General features: G+C 65.6%; 13 protein-coding genes. 10 read left to right on the top strand and 3 right to left on the bottom strand.

Annotated features, from left to right (window positions below; genetic code table 11):
• Positions 1-158 precede the first annotated feature (158 nt).
• The gene (locus BLT08_RS16150; protein ID WP_090309926.1) at positions 159-1280 is read right to left on the bottom strand and encodes a M42 family metallopeptidase; all 1122 of its coding nucleotides are present in this window, start codon (positions 1278-1280) and stop codon (positions 159-161) included.
• 156 nt (positions 1281-1436) lie between these two features.
• Between BLT08_RS16150 and BLT08_RS16145 the strand changes: the two genes are divergently transcribed.
• The 8 genes from BLT08_RS16145 to BLT08_RS16110 all read left to right on the top strand — a co-directional run bounded on the left by BLT08_RS16145 (position 1437) and on the right by BLT08_RS16110 (position 10585).
• A complete protein-coding gene (locus tag BLT08_RS16145) occupies positions 1437-1937 on the top strand; it encodes a DUF7974 family protein (RefSeq protein ID WP_245724249.1) in 501 nt (166 codons plus the stop codon).
• Between the two features lie 90 nt (positions 1938-2027).
• Entirely contained in the window at positions 2028-3692 is a 1665-nt protein-coding gene (locus BLT08_RS16140) for an ABC transporter substrate-binding protein (RefSeq protein ID WP_175529346.1), read from the top strand.
• 42 nt (positions 3693-3734) lie between these two features.
• On the top strand, positions 3735-4685 hold the full coding sequence (locus BLT08_RS16135; RefSeq protein WP_090309922.1) for an ABC transporter permease: 951 nt from the start codon (positions 3735-3737) through the stop codon (positions 4683-4685).
• A gap of 57 nt (positions 4686-4742) precedes the next feature.
• Entirely contained in the window at positions 4743-5807 is a 1065-nt protein-coding gene (locus tag BLT08_RS16130) for an ABC transporter permease (protein ID WP_090309919.1), read from the top strand.
• Complete coding sequence (locus BLT08_RS16125) at positions 5804-6856, top strand: ABC transporter ATP-binding protein (RefSeq protein ID WP_090309917.1); 1053 nt, start codon at positions 5804-5806, stop codon at positions 6854-6856. Before BLT08_RS16130 ends, BLT08_RS16125 begins: the two co-directional genes overlap by 4 nt.
• Positions 6857-6898: 42 nt before the next feature.
• Positions 6899-8206 (top strand): ABC transporter ATP-binding protein, encoded by a 1308-nt coding sequence (locus tag BLT08_RS16120; RefSeq protein ID WP_090309914.1) that lies wholly within the window; start codon positions 6899-6901, stop codon positions 8204-8206.
• The gene (gene dacB, locus BLT08_RS16115) at positions 8196-9542 is read left to right on the top strand and encodes a D-alanyl-D-alanine carboxypeptidase/D-alanyl-D-alanine endopeptidase (RefSeq protein ID WP_090309911.1); all 1347 of its coding nucleotides are present in this window, start codon (positions 8196-8198) and stop codon (positions 9540-9542) included. Before BLT08_RS16120 ends, dacB begins: the two co-directional genes overlap by 11 nt.
• Before the next feature lie 314 nt (positions 9543-9856).
• Complete coding sequence (locus BLT08_RS16110) at positions 9857-10585, top strand: PGF-CTERM sorting domain-containing protein (protein ID WP_245724248.1); 729 nt, start codon at positions 9857-9859, stop codon at positions 10583-10585.
• Positions 10586-10687: 102 nt separating this feature from the next.
• Here the strand turns inward: BLT08_RS16110 and BLT08_RS16105 are convergent, their stop codons facing one another.
• Positions 10688-11398, bottom strand: coding sequence for a helix-turn-helix domain-containing protein (locus tag BLT08_RS16105; protein WP_090309906.1), 711 nt, complete (start codon positions 11396-11398; stop codon positions 10688-10690).
• A 223-nt stretch (positions 11399-11621) separates the two neighbouring features.
• Between BLT08_RS16105 and BLT08_RS16100 the strand changes: the two genes are divergently transcribed.
• Entirely contained in the window at positions 11622-13136 is a 1515-nt protein-coding gene (locus BLT08_RS16100) for an amidase family protein (RefSeq protein WP_090309903.1), read from the top strand.
• Positions 13137-13349: 213 nt separating this feature from the next.
• Complete coding sequence (locus BLT08_RS16095) at positions 13350-13751, top strand: hypothetical protein (protein WP_090309900.1); 402 nt, start codon at positions 13350-13352, stop codon at positions 13749-13751.
• A gap of 103 nt (positions 13752-13854) precedes the next feature.
• Here BLT08_RS16095 and BLT08_RS16090 read toward each other — a convergent pair whose 3' ends face one another.
• Complete coding sequence (locus tag BLT08_RS16090; protein ID WP_245724247.1) at positions 13855-14805, bottom strand: serine hydrolase; 951 nt, start codon at positions 14803-14805, stop codon at positions 13855-13857.
• Positions 14806-14881: the final 76 nt, after the last annotated feature.

Here is a 14881-nt window from a genome sequence, read left to right as displayed (position 1 = left end):
CGTGTTTCCCGCTCTCCCCTTGATCCGGTGTCGCCACACCTCAGTAAGCGCTGCTCCGCAGTCGTCGCCGCTGCTCCGTAGCCGTCACCGCTTTCTCGCCGCTCACACTCGAGACGGCTTCGATCGCTTCCAGCGGAGCGAACTGTCGAGAACCGACACTACCGCCGACCGCGAACGTCCGTTCGGTCGGGGAACGGGGACTCGAGGGCGGCCGCGAGCACGTCGGCGGTCTCCTCCGCGTCGGCGAGGTCGATCAGCTCCACGGGCGAGTGGGTGTACCGACAGGGGACGGCGATCGCGCCGGCGTGGCGCCCGCCACCGGCGCTCTGAAACTCCGTGGCGTCGGTCGTCCCGCCGATCATGAGGTCGTGTTGGAGGGAGACGTCAGCGCTCTCGCCGGCTCGCTTGAGCCACTCGAGGGTCTGTCTGTCGACGAGAACGCCGCCGAAGAGGTACTCCGAGGTGCCGTCGCCGAGTTCGACGACGGGTCCCGACCCGAGTTCGACGTCGACCGAGCGCTCGCCGTCGATCGGGTAATCGTCGGTCGGGAAAATCTCGAGGGCGACGGCCACGTCGGGGTCGACCTCGTGCACTGCGGCGCGAGCGCCCCGGAGACCGACTTCCTCCTGGACGGTCGCGACGTAGTGGACCGTTCTATCGGGATCGGCGGCGCGGGCGACGGCGACGAGAATCGCGAGGGCGATCCGGTCGTCGAGCGCTCGGCCCGTGAGTCGGCCGTTCGCGAGGTCGGTCAGTTCGCGGTCCCAGGTCGCCTGATCGCCCGGTTCGACGTTCAAATCCGCGACCTCGTCTCGGCTCCGCGCGCCGAGGTCGATGTGGAGGGTCTCGGGGAGCGCCTCCTTCTCCTCGTTGTCCATGAAGTGTCGCGGCTTCGCACCGATGACGCCCGGCACGGCGTCCGGGCCGACGCGGACGTGCTGGCCGAGCAGGTAGCCCCGGTAGTGGCCCCCGAGCATCGAGAACGAACAGAGCCCGTCGTCGGTAATTCCGTCGATCAGGAACGCGAGTTCGTCGGTGTGGGCGGCGAGCATGATCTCCTCGCTCCCCTCGTCGTCCCCGTTTTCGTTCGTCCCGTCGCCGCCGTCTTCGTTCGCTCCGTCGCCGTAGCTCGTAGCCACCACGTTTCCCATCGCATCCCACGAGATCTCGTCGACGTGGGGCTCGATTAGCTCCTCGAACACGCGAGCGACGCGATACTCTCCGCCGGGTCCACCCCGAGCAGCAACGAGTCTGTCCAGTTCGGTTCGGTCGATGTCCATGGGTGGCGTGCTCGGTCGACGGTGGTAGCTCTTGGGGCAGCGGCACGCGACCCCCGTTCGGATGACAGCGACGACATCGCGCACACGCCACACAGGAGAGCCGAGAGCCTCACCGAAAGCACCAAATCGTCCGCTTGCGTCGCTCGAATCGAGACGATGGCACCCAGAGACGAGCGACGAAACGCCCGCACGGAGCTCGATCGGACGACCGGCGACGAGACGCGCGTCGGGTTTCCCGGGTCGCTCGTTCCGACGGGGCTCGCGTACCGGGCGCTCACCTGTTCGCTCGAGGTCCCCGATCGGATCGTCGTCGGTCGACAGACGCCGTTTCGGTTTCACGTCAGGAATCGGTTGCCGACGAGCGTCGTGCTCGAACTCCCGACGAGCCGACCCTGGGGGTGGACCATCGACGATCTCCCGGAGGCGGGAGTCGGACGGTTCGACCCGCCGGAGGCGAATTCCCAGCTCGCGTTCGGCCCGCGGGAACGACGAACGTTCACCGGCCACTGGGACGGCCAGGTTCGCGAGCGAGCGGACGGCCGGGACCGCTGGTCGCCCGTCCCCGGCGATCGCGAACTAATTGTGTATCTCGCGGTCGACGACTGGCGCGATCGTGGCGTTTACACAGCGCAGACGGTCAGGATCGAACACGCGTAGTTCTCGGTCACCGTTCTCCTCTAGTATGATAGGGAACGACTATTTTCCCCTAGTGTAGCAAGCTGGTGGTACACATGAGGACTGTTCGCAATGCGCAATAAACTCAGCACACCAGACATGAATCGGCGTCGGTTCGTCAAATCGATGGCGGCCGCCGGCACTGCCGGTCTGTTCGCCGGTTGCATCGGCGCGGATCCCGACGGCGACGGCGGGGGGACCTTCCGGATCGCGACGTCGGACGAAGTGGAGACGTTCGATCCGCGGATGAATCAGATGGCGTGGTACAGCACCGCCGCACACTACCTGTTCGACTCGCTGCTCATGATGGAGCCGGACGGCAGCGGCACGATTCCGCACCTCGCGGACGGCGAGCTCGAGGAGGTCGACGAGACGACGTTCGTCGCCGACATCCGAGACGACGTCACCTTCCACGACGGCTCGCAGCTGACCGCGGAGGACGTCGCCTACTCGCTCAACTGGGTGCGGGACCCGGACAACGACTCGCCGAACCTCTCGAACGTCGAGTTCCTCGACGAGGCCGAGGCGACGGGCGAGTACGAAGTCACGCTCCACCTCGAGTACCAGTCGGCGCTCATGGAGCGGACGCTCGCGGGGATGAACGCGGCGATTGTTTCGAAGGACGCGGCCGAAGAGATGGGCCAGGAGGAGTTCGGCCAGAACCCGGTCGGGAGCGGTCCGTTCGAACTCGCCAACCACGATCCGTCGGCCAGCGTCGAACTCGAGGCCAACAGCGACTACTTCATGGGCGAGCCGGAACTCGACGGACTCGAGTACCGCATCATCCCCGAGACGGAGGTCGGCTACGTCGAACTGGCCGACGGCACGATCCACCAGTCGGGCGTGACGGAGGCGCTGGTCGACGAAGCGGAGGACGACGACAATATCGACGTCTACCAGCTCGACAACTTCGACTTCCAGGGCTTCCTCATCAACTGTCTCGAGGGCCCGTTCGAAGACGTCAGGGCTCGCGAGGGGCTCAATTACCTCGTCGACTACGACGATCTGCTGACGGGTGCCGTGGGCGACCTCGGGAGCCGGAACTGGGGGCACATGCCGCCGGGCGTCGTCAACGGCTGGGACTTCCCCGCCGACGAGTGGGAGGCGGAGTACTATCCCGAGCAGGACCACGAGCGCGCGCTCGAGCTGTTCGAGGAGGCGGGGATCGGCACCGACTTCGAGGTCAATATCACCGCCCGGGCTGGTGAAGCGATGACGGGACGGGCGACCGTCTTACAGAACGAGTTCGAACAGGCCGGCATCGACGCGACGGTCAGCGAGGTCTCCGACGGCGAGTGGCTCGACTCCCTCGACGTCGGCGACTTCGACATCACCACGTACGGCTGGGGTGGGAACGACGACCCGGACGGCTACTACTACCACATGTTCCGGGACATCGCCAACGACGACGGCGGGATGAGCGACGACGTCGTCGGTCACTCCTCGATCGGCTACCTCTACGAGGGTGCCCGAGAGCGGGGCGAAGACGATCACCTCGAGGATCTCGAGCGACTCGACGAGATCGTTCGCGAGGCGCGAATGACGACGGACCGAGACGAGCGCTACGAGTACTACGTCGAGGCCGTCGATCTCCTGATGCCGCTGTATCCGGTTCTCGGCGTCTACTCCGCCGAGAGCGCGACCGGCGTCCACACGGACGTACAGGGCTACGAGCCGACCGAGTTCGGCGATCAGGAGGTCTTCAACGAGTGGCAGTCGGCAACGATCGACAACTAACGGCGGACGGAGACACGCACTATACGACTATTTCGACCATAGATGGGATTGTTTAGATACACACTCCGACGGTTCGCCCAGCTCGTTCCGGTCCTGTTCGGCATCGTGACGCTGACGTTCATCATGATGCACGCACTGCCGGGGGACCCCGTCCGTCTCTACCTCGGGACGGAGCCCGGACAGGAGCTGGCGGACGACCTGATCGAGAGCCACGGCTTCGATCGGCCGCTTTACGAACAGTACTTCGAACACCTCTGGCGGCTCGTACAGGGCGACCTCGGTCAGTCGTTCGTCTACAACCGACCGGTGACCGACCTCATCTGGGAGCGCATGGAGCCGACGCTCGTCGTGATGGGGCTGTCCTACGTCGTGGCGCTGCCGGTCGCCATCGGGCTCGGCATCTACGGCGCCGCCCGACACAACGAAGCCGGCGACCACGTCTCGAGATTCGCCGGTCTGGCCGGCATTTCGACGCCGAACTTCTGGCTGGCGCTGATGCTGATCTACGTCATGACCTACCACCTCGGACTCCTCCCCGCGTCGGGCTACACGTCGCCCTTTGTCAATCCGGTCGAGTCCGCAATGTTGCTCGTCATGCCCGTGTTGACGCTCGCGACGGCACAGACGGCGCTGCTCATGCGGATGACGCGCTCGAGCATGATCGAAGAGCTCCGCTCGGAACACGTCGAGACCGCACGCGCCTACGGCATTCCGGAGCGCAAGATCATGGTCCGTCACTCGTTCCGAAACGCCCTCCTACCGCTGATTACGATCGTCGGGCTTCAGCTGTCGACGCTGCTCGGCGGCAGCGTCATCGTCGAAGAGATCTTCGCCATCCCCGGTCTGGGACGGCTGTTCTTCGACTCGATCATCGACCAGGACTACTCCGTCGCCGTCGGCGTCACGCTGTTCTTCTCGACGCTGTTCCTGATCGGCGTCGTGCTCACCGACATCGCCTACGCCTACATCGATCCACGGATCAAATATGACTGACACACCCACCACGAGTTCGACCGTTCGCCACCCGACGCCCGCTCGAGGTGAGGCGAGATGAGCCAGGACGGCAGCCGCGTGAAAGAGGCGGAGTTCGACGCCAGAAGCGGGTTCGTCACGACGCTCCTGAAACTCAAACACAGTCCGACCTCGCTCGCCGGTCTCGGTATCATCGCCGTGCTCGTACTGATGGCGCTGTTCACGACGATCGATAGCTTCGTCTTCGACCGGGCGATGATCACGTGGCTCCACGCGGACCCGTACGCGATGGACCAGACGATGCGGTACGAGGGTCCCTCGAGGGAGCACCCGTTCGGGACCGACCGCTACGGCCGTGACATCCTCTCTCGGCTAATTTACGGGAGTCGAACGGCGCTCGCGATCGGCATTCTCGCGGTCGGAATCAGCTTTATCGGCGGGATCATCATCGGCGCCGTCTCCGCCTACTTCGGCGGCTACGTCGACGACGGCCTGATGCGAACGGTCGAGGTTCTGTACGCGATCCCCGGCCTCGTCCTCGCGATGATCTTCATGGCGATCTTCGGCCCGAGCATCTACAACCTCTTCATCGCCTACGGTATCGTCGGTATCCCGGCGTACGCGCGGGTGATGCGCTCCGAAGTGCTCTCCCTGCGCGATCGACAGTACGTCGAGGCGGCAAAACTCGCCGGGCTCCCGCGACGGACGATCCTCTTTCGCGAGATCGTTCCGAACGGGCTCGCCCCGGTGGTGGTTCAGGGAACCCTCTCGATGGGGACCGTGATCATCGGCGCGGCCGCGCTGTCGTTCCTCGGCTTCGGCGTCCAGCCGCCGACGGCCGACTGGGGCCGGATGCTCGCGGACGGCCGAACGGCGTTGCTCGTCGCCTGGTGGGTCGCGCTGTTCCCCGGAATAATGATCTTCCTCACAGTCATGGGATTCAACATGCTCGGCGACGGACTACGAGACGTAATGGACCCGAAGATGACCGTCGAAGACGTCGGAATCGACGACTTCGATCTCGACGACCTCCCGACGGAACCCGACCACGGGTACGGGTTCGGCGACCTCGAGGACGGCGGCCGACAGCCGGCCAGCACGGACGGCGGCTCGAGCGCGCCCGAGGGAGGTGATCGCCCGTGAGCCTCCTCGAGGTCGAAGACCTCCGGACGTACTTCTTTACGGCCGACGGGATCGTCCAGGCCGTCGACGGCGTCAGTTTCGAGGTCGACACCGGCGAATCACTGGGAATCGTCGGCGAATCGGGTGCCGGAAAGAGCGTCGCGGTCAAGAGTATCATGGGCCTGATCCGGGACCCCGGACGGGTCGTTGACGGAAGTATCCGTTTCGACGGCCGCGAACTGACTGACCTCTCCGAACGCGAACTCAGACAGGAGATTCGCGGCAACGAGATCGCGATTATCTTCCAGGACGCCATGTCGGCGCTCAACCCCGTCTTCACCGTCGGAAGCCAGATCGAGGAAGTCATCGTCGAGAACACGGACCGATCGCCGAAAGAGGCCCGCTCGCGGGCGGTCGAACTGCTCGACGACGTCGGCATCCCGGACCCCGAACAGCGAATCGACGAGTACCCACACCAGTACTCCGGCGGGATGCAACAGCGAGCGATGATCGCGATGGCGCTGGCCTGCGACCCGCGGCTCATCATCGCCGACGAGCCGACGACGGCGCTCGACGTCACGATTCAGGCCGGCATCCTCGACCTGTTCGACGACATCCAGGAGAAGTACGAGACGAGCATGGTGTACGTCACGCACGACCTCGGCGTCGTCCGAGAGGTGTGTGACCGCGTCGGCGTGATGTACCTCGGCAACATGGTCGAGTGTGCGCCGTACGACGAACTGTACCGAAACCCGAAACACCCCTACACGCAGTCGCTGCTCAACTCGGTGGTGACGCCCGACGAGACGTTAGACGAGATCGATCCGATCGGCGGAACGATGCCGAGCGCGGTATCGCCGCCCTCGGGCTGTCGATTCCGCACGCGGTGTCCGGCCGCCTTCGACGACTGCTCGAAGGCGACGCCGCCGTCGTACGACGTCGGCGAGGACGACCCGCACGAGGTCGCCTGCCTCCTCTACGACGAGACCGTCTCGCGAGCGGAGCCGGCGTTACACGAGTCGAATACGGATACCGACCCCGCGGAGTCAGGAGGGACTGCGGATGATTGAGATGGGACGCCCACGACTAACTGAGCCAGCACGGAGCCACGCATGAGCACGATCGACCAGCGCGACACTGACGACCGAACCGACCGCGTCGACGGCCGAGAGCCCCTGCTCGAGGTCACCGACCTGCAGAAACACTTCCCCGTCCACTCCGGGCTCTTCGCCTCGGTACGATTCGACCGCGACTCGGGCGGTCTCCCCGTCCGCTTCGACGAGTCGAGCGTGAAAGCCGTTGACGGCGTCAGCTTCTCGGTCGAACCCGGGGAGACCCTCGGGGTCGTCGGCGAGTCCGGCTGCGGCAAATCCACGCTCGCGCGGACGATCGTCGGCCTCGAGGAGCCAACTGCCGGCGAGGTTCGTTTCGACGGCGAACGAACGGACGAGATCGAGGAGTCGGAGTTCCGAAAGCGAACGCAAATGGTGTTTCAGGACCCCCAATCCAGTCTGAACGGCCGCCGGAAGATCGGCCACATCATCGAAGATCCGCTCGAGGGGGCCGGCTGGGAGAAATCGCGGCGACAGGAGCGCTCGCTCGAGTTGCTCGAGCAGGTGGGTCTCAAGCGGGAGTACTACAACCGGTATCCACACGAGTTCTCGGGCGGCCAGCGCCAGCGGATCAACCTCGCCCGGTCGCTGTCGATCAACCCCGACCTCGTCATCGCCGACGAGCCGGTCAGCGGGCTCGACGTCAGCGTGCAGGCCCAGATTCTCAACCTGATGGACGACCTGCAGGAGGAGTACGGCCTGACGTACCTCCTCATCTCGCACGACCTGAGCGTCGTCAGGTACATCGCCGACCGGGTCGCCGTGATGTACCTCGGCGAGTTCGTCGAACTGTCGCCGACGGAGGAGCTGTTCACCGACCAGCACCACCCCTACACCAGGTCGCTGTTGCGATCCGTCCCGAACCCGGATCCGGATCAGCCGGGCGTCCAGTCGGTGCTCGGCGGCACCGTCCCGAGCGCCTCGAACCCGCCGCGAGGCTGTCGTTTCCACACCCGCTGTCCCGACTTCATCCTCCCGGACGGCTTCAGCAGCGATGGCTACGAGGCGTACGAACGGCTGCTCGACGACGTCCGGGACCGAACGATCGACGCCGACGCGAACGAGCCGAGCGCCGTCGTCGACGCGTATCTCGGCGATTCCGACGGTATCCCAACCGCAGCACGTGGGGACGCCGAACGCGCGGTCGAACGCGCACTCGAGGGCGAGTGGGCGACCGCTCGAGAGACCCTCGAAGCCCACGAGTCGGTCTGCCAGTCGACCGCGCCGGCACTCGAGTCGACGGCTGCTGGTCGCGTCGCCGCCTGCCATCTCGAGGTCGACGAAGGAGGTGACAGCCGTGAGCCTTGAGGAACGGACTGACGTGCGGACACGCGTCGAATCGGCACTGCCGGCGTTGGACAGAATCAGTGCGAGCGTCTACGCCGTCGATCTGCGGACGGGCGAGCCGATCGTCGCGATCGATCCGGCGGTGCCGCTGCTGCCGGCCTCGAACGCAAAGCTCGTCACGGCGGCGAGAGCGTTCGCCGAACTCGGACCCGCCTACCGGTTCGAGACGACGCTTCACGCGGTCGGCGAGATCAGAGACGGCCACCTCCTCGGGGATCTCGTGTTGACCGGCCGTGGCGCACCGGATCTCTCGCAGGCGGATCTGATGACGCTCGCCGACGGCGTCGCCGCCTCGGGGATCGACACCGTCGCCGGCGAACTCGTCGTCGACGCCTCCGCGTTCGACCGCGAGTCGCTCGGTCCGGGCTGGACGTGGGACGACGGCCAGTTCGCCTACGGCGCCAAGAGCACGCCGCTGGCGGTCGAGCGAAACACCGTCGATATCACCGTCAGCCACCGTACCGACTCGGTGACGGTCGACGCGTCGCCGACCTCGGAAATCGTCCGGATCGAGTCCGACGTCGAGACGGGCCCGAGCGAACGACTCGAGGTGTACAAGAAACGCGCTTCCGAGATCATCCGCGTCGAGGGCGAGATTCCGCCGGGCGAGACGGCGGTCGAAGCCAGTCCCGTCGACGACCCCGTGATGCACGCGAGTTCGCTTCTGTGCGATGCACTCGAGGCGAACGCGATCGATATCGACGGCTGGACGCGAATCGAACACGACCCCGTGGAAACGGACGGACTTCCGTGTGCGGCCGTCGAGTCGGCGCCGCTGTCGACGCTGGTGCGGGAGATGCTCGTCAACTCGGACAACTTCGTCGCCGAACAGCTCGCCAGGGCGGTCGCGCTCGAACTCGAGGGGCAGGGATCGTGGGGGACCTGGGAGGAACACGCTGACGCGTTCCTCTCCGAGCGCGGCGCCGACGCCGTTCGGCTCCGCGATGGGTCGGGACTCTCGCGATACAATCTCCTGTCGGCCGCGAGCGTGAGCGCCGTCCTCGAGTGGGCCCTCGAACAGCCCTGGGGCGAGCAGTACCGCCAGTCGCTGCCCCTCGCCGGCGCCGAGGGCACTGTCGAGAATCGACTCGCGGACGTCTCGGCCCCGGTCAGAGCGAAGACGGGGACGCTCACCGGCGTTCGGACGCTCTCGGGCTACGTCGAGGACCGCGAGGGCGAGCCCGCGATCGTCTTCTCCTGTCTCCTCTCGAATCTCACCGGCGACCTCGAGGCGACGGCGACGGACCGGATCGACGAACTGGTCGGCGAGATCGTCGCGGCGACGGACCTCGAGTGAGGCGCTCGTGCGCGAGGATCCCACCACGAACAACCGTTTCGGGGCCCTGTTTTGCTGATGCCAACCGTTCCATCGCCGTCAGACACGCATGAGCTGTTCGCAACGACCGCGCAACCGTCGATAGCGCTGTAATAAATATGACCGCGGTCGGTCAATCGAGATCATAGTCACGAAACACGGAGCCTAGGCAGATCTACCACCGACCGGCACAGGTTCGACGCCGTACGCTCGGCGTTCGAGGCACACGCACGAACACGATCTCTACCAAAATGACAACCGGAAACCAACGACGCGAAAGAAGCCGCACAACCCGATTGACGACCCTGCTGATCGTATCGATCGTCGCGCTGTCGGCAGTCGCCGCGGGTGCGGCGCCCGTCGCCGCGACCACCGACGAGTCGGCCGACGACTTCGAGGTGACGGTCGACGGACCCGAAGCGATCGGCAGCGACGAGTCGGCCGAGTTCCACGTCACCGTGACCACCCCCGACGGCGAGGCGGCCGCGACCGACGTCGTCTTCGAGATCGGCGCGGACGAGGTCATCGAAGAGGTCACCGCAAACACCGACGGCGAAGGGGGCGCCACGTTCGTCGTCGAATCGTTCGCCCTCACCGACGGCGAGTACGAGTGGTCCGTGAGCGCGGAGAACGCGCAGGCGAACGGCGCGCTCACCGTCGGCGACGTCGCCGACGAGAACGCCAACGGCGACGACGCCGGTGACGACGACACCGATGCCGACGAGAACGGCGCGGACGACGGCGAAACTGACGACGATGATGCCGACGGTGCCGATGAGAGCGGTGCGGACGACGATGATGCCGACGATGCCGAGAACGGTGCGGACGACGATGATGCCGACGATGCCGAGAACGGTGCGGACGACGATGATGCCGACGACGCCGAGAGCGGTACCGATGACGCAGACGGTATGGCCGACAGCGCCGACGACGCGGACGACGAAGGAATGCCCGGCTTCGGCGTCGGTATCGCGCTCGTCGCCCTGCTCGCGAGCGCCGTGCTGGCGCTTCGCCGGCGCAGTTAAGCGGTAGCGCCACTCGAGTCGACCGGACGCTATTTTCGGAGAAAGACCGACGAGCGGCGTCGAACGCCGAGCGCCGCTCGGTCGGGAGGCCGGCTGACGGCCTCAGGCGGACTTCCGGAACGATGGATCGGATCGCTGCTGTTCCTTGACGCTGTTGAGCACGCGCTCGAGGACCACGGCTTCGCCCTTTCGAAGGTGCTCGAGCGCCGTCGGACCGGAGACGTCGTGTTTCTCGGCGAGATCCTTCGCCGCGACGTCGCGCGGCCAGCCGTAGTAGCCCTCCTCGAGCGCCGAGAGGAGGTACTCCGTCTGTCGGCCGGAGAGTTCGTCCCTGATCTCGTCGATCAGCGTGTAGTTCGTCGACGCGTCGGGTTCGTAGTCGACCACGCGGCGGATGTCGACGTCGGCAACCGTCTCGAGGTCGGCGATGGCGGACCCGATCGCCTCGCCGTCGGCGAGGAGCGTCCAGTGTTCCGTGTCGTCGGCGATCCGGATCTCGCCGATGGGGGTCAGCGACGACCGAACGATCGTGTCGTACACCGAACTCGTCGCGTCGAACCGAGCGTGAATGCGGCGGTGTCGGGCGCCAGCCTCGAGGAGATCCGTCGCCCGAACGTCCGGATACGCGGCGATCGTTTCGGCGACCGCCTCGAGGTCGAGTCCGTCCTCACCGGTGACGACGAGCGTCGCCAGAATATCGGTGCCGTCCGAACACATGTCGGTGATGACGAGCGTGGCCGACGGATACTCGCGAGTGACCGACAGCATCCAGCACGCTTCGTGCCACAGCGTCAGATCGATCCGTTTTTTCATAGAGATACCGAACTATGTCTTCTGTTGGCATACATCGTATAAATATTTATGGACGTCTGTGTAGCTGAAACGTCCTTGAATTACTAGTCTATATTGCGAAGTTAGCAATCTTTGGGGAATCACACGAGAGCGTGCATCTCCTATCCGGAATCTCAACACTGGTTAGACTGCTGCCATCTGTGGCGAGCTATTAGGTGATGGCGTCGGTATCGGCACACAGCACATGTCTCCGACAGCATCCGACGGGTCGACCGACGTCGTCGAAGCGACCGTCGAGGAGCTCCACGCAGCGTTCGATAGCGGATCGCTCACCGCCGAGTCGCTCGTCGAACGTTATCTCGAGCGGATCGAAGCTTACGACGACGAGTTGAACGCGATTCTGACCGTCAACCCGAACGCCGGAGAGCGGGCCAGACGGCTCGACTCGCAGTTCGAATCCGACGGCTTCGTCGGCCCGCTCCACGGGATCCCGATCGTTCTGAAGGACAACCACGACACGCACGATATGCCGACGACGGCGGGATCGGTAGCGCTCGCTGACTCGGTCCCGCCGCGGGACGCGTTCGTCGTCGACCGACTCCGGGACGCGGGCGGCATCGTTCTCGCGAAGGCGAACTTGCAGGAGTTCTCCTTCGGCGTGGACACGATCAGTTCGCTCGGCGGCGAGACGCGAAACGCCTACGCGCTGGATCGACGGCCGTCGGGCTCGAGCGGCGGCACAGCGGCGGCGATCGCCGCAAACCTGGGCGCGATCGGCACGGGGAGCGACACCTGTTCGTCGGTCCGCTCGCCGCCCGCGTTCAACAATCTCGTGGGCGTCCGGCCGACCAAGGGGCTCGTCAGCGCGGCGGGCATCGTTCCTCTGAGCGCGACGCAGGACACGGCCGGTCCCATCACCCGGACCGTCGCGGACGCCGCGCGGCTGCTGGACGCGATGGCCGGCTACGACCCGGACGACCCCACCACGTCCGCGGGCGTAGGCAACACCCCCGATGCGGGGTACGTCTCACATCTGGACGAGCGCGGGCTCGAGGACGCCCGAATCGGGGTCGTTCGCGAGCTGTTCGGACTGCAGGACGAAGCGAGCGCGCCGCAGGCCGCCGCGGACGCGGTAACCGACGTGCTCGAGACGGCGATCGAGGACCTCGAGTCGGCGGGGGCAACGATCGTCGATCCCGTCGAAATCGTCGACACGAACCACCTCGCGTCGGCTCGCGTCATCGGCTACGAGTTCGAACGAGACATCGACCGCTACCTGTCGGCGCTGGGGGACGATGCTCCCTACGACAGCTTTTCGGAGATCCTCGAGGCCGACGTGATCGCCCCGCCGGTCCAGTCCCGGCTGGAGGACGGCATCATGTTAGATCTCGATCCCGAGTCGCTGGATCAGCACAGCGGCTACCTCGCCCGACTCGAGCGACGACGGGAGCTCAGGATCGACACGCTCGATCGAATGGCGGCTCAGGATCTCGACGCGCTGTTGTACCCGCCGTCGACGATCCCGCCCGTGCAGATTCCCGACCATCAGCCGTTCGCGGAACTGCCCTGCGAACTGGCCGCCAACACGGGGCTTCCCTCGATCGTCGTCCCTGCCGGATTCACCGATGACGGGCTCCCCGTGGGGATGGAGCTACTGGGACGACAGTTCGCCGAGGATCGGCTGTTCGAACTCGCCTACGCCTACGAGCAAGCGACCAAGCATCGTCGGCCTCCGGACGGGTTCGGCGCGCTCTCGTAAGTGGCCGCACAACGTCGGTGATCGGATCGTTACCAGCGATCGAACCGACGGAGTTGGTGGCTCGCGTGGGTATCGCCACCGAGAACGCCGTCAACTGCCGCCAAGATTATTACACCTTACTAACAAGTGTTGGTCGTCAATGGCTTCGTCCTCGATACTGCCGGCTGCGACGAACCCAATCGATCGTCACCTCCTCGAGCGACGTGATCGCTCATGATTCGGTGGCGACCCGTGCTACTCGGTGCGCTCGCACTGACCGGCGCGATGGTGAGCATCGTGATAGCGGTGCGGCCGGATTTCGGCCCGCTGTTCGTCGTCACCGGACTCGTCGGCGGGCTCGTCGCCGGCGTAACGACGGCGGATCCCGCCGACGGATGGGTCGATGGCGGTCTCGCTGGACTGTTCGGCGCCCCCATATTCGCCGTCGGCTACGCTCTCGTTGTGCTGATCGCCGCGTCCGTCACCGGAGCGTCCGTCCCAACCGGGCCGCTGTTCCTCGAGCCGTTCGCCGGGAACCCCGTGCTGTTCGTCGCGACGTTCCTCTTCTTCGGCGGGCCAGCCTGCGCGATTCCCGGTGCCCTCGGCGGTTTTCTCGTCGGGAAAGGGACCTCTTGACTCACTGGCTGCAAACTCGTATTCGACGTCGCCGAGCGCGCTCACTCGAGGCTGCCGAACGCGAGGGATCGAGGGACCCAGCTCTCAGTTGCCCGATCTCCGGTCATCCTTGCTCGAGAATCCGATACACGCCCGCACTCAGTTCGGCGATGGCGTCGACCCCCTCGCCGCGGTGCTCGAGTCCGTCACAGCAGATCGCGTAGGCGACCGTTCGCTCGCCGACCGTCAGCAGTCCCGCATCGGCGGCGACCGACGGCAGGTTCCCGGTCTTGTGCAGGATATCAACGTCGGGCGGGAGATATCGGGGGACCATCGAGCCGTCGTGCTGGTGAGCGAGCGGTCTCGCGAGTCGCTCGTACGCCGCACTCGAGAGCGTCCGCCCGCCGTGAATATCCGAGAGCAGCGTCGCGCAGTCCCGCGGCGTTACCCAGTTCACGTACCGATGGCCGTTCGATTCGATTGGCGACGCGCGGTCGGTTTCCAGGGCCGCAGCCGACGGATCGACCGCCGGCGTCTGCATCATCTTTCGACCGAGGCGGGTTCCCTCGAGTCCGAGGTCGGCCGCTCCTTCGTCAATCGCGTCGAAGCCGAGATGGTCGATCAGTTCGTTGGTCGCGGCGTTGTCGCTCACCGAGATCATCGCCGTCGCCAGATCCTCGGTCGTGGGAGTGGGGTCCGACAAGAGGTGGAACAGCCCATCGCCACCGACGCGGTTTTCGGGAGCGATCGAGTGCGGACGGTCGAGGTCTGCGAGTCGACCGTCGTACGTGCGGTACAGCGCGTACAGAATCGGGAGTTTGACGAGGCTCGCGGCGCCGAAGCGCTCGGTCGGACGGATCGCGACGAGGGGAGTACTGCTGGAATCTGATTCGACGTCGTGATCCGATTCGACATTCTGATCAGGTCCGGCGTCGCAGACGACCATCCCCAGTCGCCCGTCGAGGCGCTCGTCGATCCTTTTCGCGGCCGATCGAAGTTCGGTCCAGCTCTCGAGTTCCGGCCGCGGTCCCGTCACCGATCGTTCACCCGCGGTGTCGCCCTCGAGTGCGTGCATCGTCCCATGGACGTCGCTTCCGCCGGCGTCGGTGAGAAACGAGCGCCTAGTATGCGAGGGGGTGTGTTTTCCCCGA

It is taken from the genome of Natronorubrum texcoconense, assembly GCF_900100335.1.
GTDB lineage: Archaea > Halobacteriota > Halobacteria > Halobacteriales > Natrialbaceae > Natronorubrum > Natronorubrum texcoconense.
The sequence above is the reverse complement of the archived record's forward strand: the minus strand, read 5'-3'. Positions and strand labels throughout refer to the sequence as shown.

What these genes read in the sequence shown, in the direction of transcription:
- BLT08_RS16135 (WP_090309922.1), top strand. Translation starts at nt 3,735, where the DNA reads ATGGGATTGTTTAGATACACACTCCGACGGTTCGCCCAGCTCGTTCCG.
- BLT08_RS16140 (WP_175529346.1), top strand. Translation starts at nt 2,028, where the DNA reads ATGCGCAATAAACTCAGCACACCAGACATGAATCGGCGTCGGTTCGTC.
- BLT08_RS16150 (WP_090309926.1), bottom strand. Translation starts at nt 1,280, where the DNA reads ATGGACATCGACCGAACCGAACTGGACAGACTCGTTGCTGCTCGGGGT.
- BLT08_RS16105 (WP_090309906.1), bottom strand. Translation starts at nt 11,398, where the DNA reads ATGAAAAAACGGATCGATCTGACGCTGTGGCACGAAGCGTGCTGGATG.
- BLT08_RS16095 (WP_090309900.1), top strand. Translation starts at nt 13,350, where the DNA reads ATGATTCGGTGGCGACCCGTGCTACTCGGTGCGCTCGCACTGACCGGC.
- BLT08_RS16100 (WP_090309903.1), top strand. Translation starts at nt 11,622, where the DNA reads ATGTCTCCGACAGCATCCGACGGGTCGACCGACGTCGTCGAAGCGACC.
- BLT08_RS16120 (WP_090309914.1), top strand. Translation starts at nt 6,899, where the DNA reads ATGAGCACGATCGACCAGCGCGACACTGACGACCGAACCGACCGCGTC.
- BLT08_RS16090 (WP_245724247.1), bottom strand. Translation starts at nt 14,805, where the DNA reads ATGCACGCACTCGAGGGCGACACCGCGGGTGAACGATCGGTGACGGGA.
- BLT08_RS16130 (WP_090309919.1), top strand. Translation starts at nt 4,743, where the DNA reads ATGAGCCAGGACGGCAGCCGCGTGAAAGAGGCGGAGTTCGACGCCAGA.
- BLT08_RS16145 (WP_245724249.1), top strand. Translation starts at nt 1,437, where the DNA reads ATGGCACCCAGAGACGAGCGACGAAACGCCCGCACGGAGCTCGATCGG.